Below are 4,298 nucleotides of genomic sequence, written 5' to 3' on the forward strand. Positions count from 1 at the left end.
TACAACACTCAACGAGGCCACTCCGCCCTCGGCGGAAGACCACCCATCACCCGACTCGCCGCCTGACAACAACGTGTCAGGTCACAACAGCTAACCGGCGAAAATCTGCCAACCGGCAGCTTCGTGCTGCTGGCGCCAGAACTCGTCGAAACGCCCACCCGCCGCCCGCAATTGACCGATGGTGCCGTCTTCGACGATGCGGCCGTCGTCGATGAACAGCACGCGGTCGGCGTGGGCGATGCTGGCCAGCCGGTGCGCGACGATCACCCGGGTGCGCGGGCGCAGTTCGGAACTGAGCGCGGCAACGACGGCCGCCTCGTTCTCGGTGTCCAGGGCACTGGTCGCCTCATCGACCAGCAGTACCGGCGCGAGCTTGAGCAGGGCGCGGGCAATGCTGACCCGTTGCCGCTCACCGCCGGACAACGCCGCTCCGGCCTCCCCCACGCGGGTGCCGGCGCCGTCGGGCAGCCGGGCCAACAGCTCGTCGACGCGGGCGAGCCCGGTCGCCGTCTGGAACGCGGCCGGGTCGGCATCGGGGTCTCCCACCAGCACGTTGTCCTCGACCGTGCCGTCAAGAAGGTAGGGGTGCTGGAACACCATACTGCTCAGGGCCCGCCGGGACGGCGCGTCCAGCTCGGCGGCGTCGACCCCGTCCACCAGGACCCGGCCGCGGCTCGGTTCGTGCAGGCCGGCGATCAGGGACAAGATGGTGCTCTTGCCCGATCCCGACGGCCCGACGATGGCCGTGGTGGTGCCGGGCTCCAGCGCGAAGCTGACCCCGTCGAGCACCGGGGGGCCCGCCGGGTCGTAGCCGAAGGTGACGTTGTCGAACTCGATGCGGGGCGCGGGCGCCTCCCCGGGCACCCGACGGGTGCCGACCGTCACCTCCGGCGCGGTGAGCACGGCACGAATCCGGTCCAGGGAGGCCCGGGTGGACTCCAGCGCCGGCGCCAACTCGCTGATGACGGTGAACGGTTCGAGGTAGCGGGCCGCCACGACGATCAGCGCGATGGCCTGCGGGACGCTCAGCGTGCCGGTCACGGTCAGCGCGGTGGTGGTACCGGCGAGCAGGATGAGCGCGCCCTGGCTGGCCAGGCTGAACAGCAGCTGGCCCGGGATCTGCATGAGCAGCAGCCGCATGGCCGCGCCGTGCTGGGCGTTCAGGGCCAGTCCGACGGTGCTGCGTTCGGGTTCGACGCGCCGGGCCGCGCGCAGCGCCTGCTGGGTGCGGGCGAATTCGATGATCCGTTCGGTGAGCGCGGTGTTGGCGTCGCCGGCGGCGGCGTCCGCGCGGGCGCTGAGCCGGTTGGACGCCCACAGCGCGCCCAGCAGCAGCGGTACCCCGCCCAGGGCGGCCAGCCCCAGTTGCCAGGAGACCCCGAACAGCGCCACGGCGATAGCCGGCGGCAGCAGGATCGCGCTGATCAGCGGGGTCGCCAGGTTGACCACCAGACTGACCAGTTCCGGGCCGGTACTGGCGATCGCCTGGCGTGCCGTAGCCGTGTTGGCCGGGGTGAACCAGCCCAGGCGTACGCCGGGCAGGCGGTCGGCGACGTCATGTTGGGTGTGATCGAGGACAGCAAAGCCCAGGTCGAAACCGATTCGGGCGCAGCAGAAATCGACCAGCCAGCCCACGACGGTGGCCACCGTCAGCCAGCCCAGCCACCGCAGCGCTGCCGCCGGGGTGTCGGAGAACAGCGCGCTGACCAGCGGGACCAGTAAGACGGTGGCGGCCGCGCGCACCGCCACTGACACGGTGGTCAGCACGGCGTAGCCCAGTAGCCGGGGGCGGCGACCCTGCGGGATCAGCTGGATCAGGGTGCGGATCATCGGCTCGCCTCCGCAGCCACCGCGGCGCGACCGCTGTCCCAGAGCCGGCGATAACGTCCCCCCGCGGCCAGCAGCTCCTCGTGCCGGCCCTGCTCGGCGACGCCGCCGTGGTCGAGCACCACGATCTGGTCGGCGGCGGTGATGGTGTGCAGCCGGTGCGCGATGACCAGCACGGTGCGGTCCCGGGTCAACCGGTTGAGCGCTTGCTGCACCAGGTATTCCGATTCGGGATCGGCGAACGCGGTTGCCTCGTCGAGGATCAGCACCGGGGTGTCGGCGAGGATGGCTCGGGCGATGGTGAGCCGCTGCCGTTCCCCGCCGGAGAGGGCCGAAGCGGCACCGAGCACCGTGTCGTAGCCCTGCGGCAACCGCAGGATCCGGTCATGGATCTGGGCGTCCGCGGCGGCGGCGTGCACCTGCTCGTCGGTGGCCTCCGGTGCGGCCAAGGCGATGTTGTCCCGCACGCTGCCGTGTACCAGCTGGGTCTCCTGCAGCACGAATCCCACCCGCCGGTACAGTTCGTCGGCGGTCAGCGTCCGGATGTCTTGTCCGTCAATCGATATCGAGCCGGAGTCGACGTCGTGGAACCGGGCGAGCAGCGCAGCCAGGGTGGACTTGCCCGATCCCGACGGCCCCACCAGCGCGGTCACCGTGCCCGGCCGCAGGGTCAGCGACACGTCCCGGATCACCGGGACACCGGGGCGGTAGCCGAAGGTGACCGACTCGAAGCGCACCCCGGCGGGGGCGTCCGCCTGCCCCGGCGGCACGTGCTCGACGGCGAGTTCGGGTTCGTCCAGGGCGATCTGCAGCCGGCGGGCGGCCAGCATTCCGCCCCGGATACCGCCGACCCCCAACCCGATGCCCAGCAGCCGGGCGCCGAATGTGGTGCCCAGTAACAGGAAGGGCAGCAGATTCACCGGGTCCATCCGGCCGGAGACCACGAGCGGGGTGCCGGCCAGCAGGATCAGCCACAGGAACGTCGACGGCCGGGTGACCAGGTCCATCAGTGTCTTCTTGCCGACGAACGGCCGCTGCCAGGACACCAGGAACTCGATGTAGGAGTCCAGGCGGCTGCGGAAGGTGGAGGCAGCGGCGCCGCCGAACACCCGGATCACCGGCTGGCCCTCCAGGGAGGTGCCGGCTTCGCCGTTCATCCGCTCGGCCCAGCGCTGCGCCTGGCTGATCTTGGGACCGGATTGGGTCATCATCACCGACATCAGCACCAGGTAGACCAGCACCGGCACGAACAGCACCAGCGCGACCCGCCAGTCCACCACGAACAGGTAGACCAGCACCGCCACCGGTGCCACCACGGCGGCGACCGCGTCGGGAATGGCGTGGGTCACCAGGTAGTGCAGGGATAACGTGTCGTCGGCTACCAGCTGCTTGATCGCCCCGGATCCCCGGTCGGTGAACCAGCCCAGCGGCAGCCGGGAGAGTTTGCTCAGCAGCCGGCTGCGCAACGTGCTGGCGAACCGGGCGTCGACCACATGCAGCCACAGCGTCAGGCCCGCGCCCAGCAGGGTGCCCAGCCCCAGTACCGTGAGCGCGGCGACGCCCACAGTCCACAGCCGGGACTCGTCGGCGCCGGCGACCAGCAACCGGGCCAGCTCCACCAGCAGCACGAACGGAGCCAACTGCAACAGCGTGATCAGTGCCTGCAGAACACCGGAGACGATCAGTGGCACCCGCACCGCCCCGAGCAGTCGGCCCGCGGCCTGGGCGCGCCACTCCCCCTTCGTCGCCTTCGCGTTGACTCTGCGCTCACCAGGTGCCGCACTCGCACTTTTGTCTGGTGGCGGCAGAGTCAACGCGGCGTCCGCGGTGTCGCGCTGGGTGCCCATCGCGCGACCGGCGGTCCAGTAGGCCTGGGCGTGGATCTCGGATTTGGGAAAGCCGAACTCGTCGCGCAGCCGGGTCCGCAGGGCCTTGAGGGTTGCGGCCTCGGGGGTGGCCCAGGCATACCAATTGGACCAGTCCCGGGCCTCGATCGCCTCCGCCAGCGAGTGCGGGCCACGCCGCGGCACCCAGTGCACGCGCAGCCGCGGGTGGTGCTGCAGCGGGATCGCGACGTCGTTGTCATCATGCTGTTCGAGATAGAGCTCGATCGGTATGTCGCCGGCAATCGAGCCGATGATGGCGTTGATGCCCGGGATGGACGCCGAGTCGCCGAGCAGCAGGTAGCCGGCGGGTGCGGTGTCGGCGTCGGGCACCTCGAAGCGCGTCGAGCCCATCAGCGACATCGCCGTGATGGTGGCCCCCGGTTCGACCGTGCGCGCCCACCGGGTGGCCGGACCGGCCGGTTCGTGCATCACCATGTCGACCGCGAAGCGTCCGCTCTCGGCGTCGCCTTCGGCGATGGTGTAGGCGCGTTGAAACTCAGTGGCCGAACCGTCCGGGTCGGGGAACCAGAACCGCAGCCAGGCGCAGGGCTCGACGACGGCATCGGTGAACCTGTCTCTTATACA

The 4,298-nt window shown here is 70.6% G+C and carries 2 protein-coding genes; both read right to left on the minus strand.

The window, feature by feature from the left end; genetic code table 11:
* Positions 1 to 90: 90 nt before the first annotated feature.
* Positions 91 to 1,830, minus strand: coding sequence for an ABC transporter ATP-binding protein (locus LI92_RS20010; RefSeq protein WP_046322016.1), 1,740 nt, complete (start codon positions 1,828 to 1,830; stop codon positions 91 to 93).
* Positions 1,827 to 4,298: ABC transporter ATP-binding protein/permease (locus tag LI92_RS20015; protein WP_046322017.1), on the minus strand; the 2,472-nt coding region annotated here is incomplete at its 5' end. The genes LI92_RS20010 and LI92_RS20015, both read right to left, overlap by 4 nt.

The organism is Mycobacterium sp. UM_Kg1 (assembly GCF_000972925.1).
GTDB lineage: Bacteria > Actinomycetota > Actinomycetes > Mycobacteriales > Mycobacteriaceae > Mycobacterium > Mycobacterium hiberniae.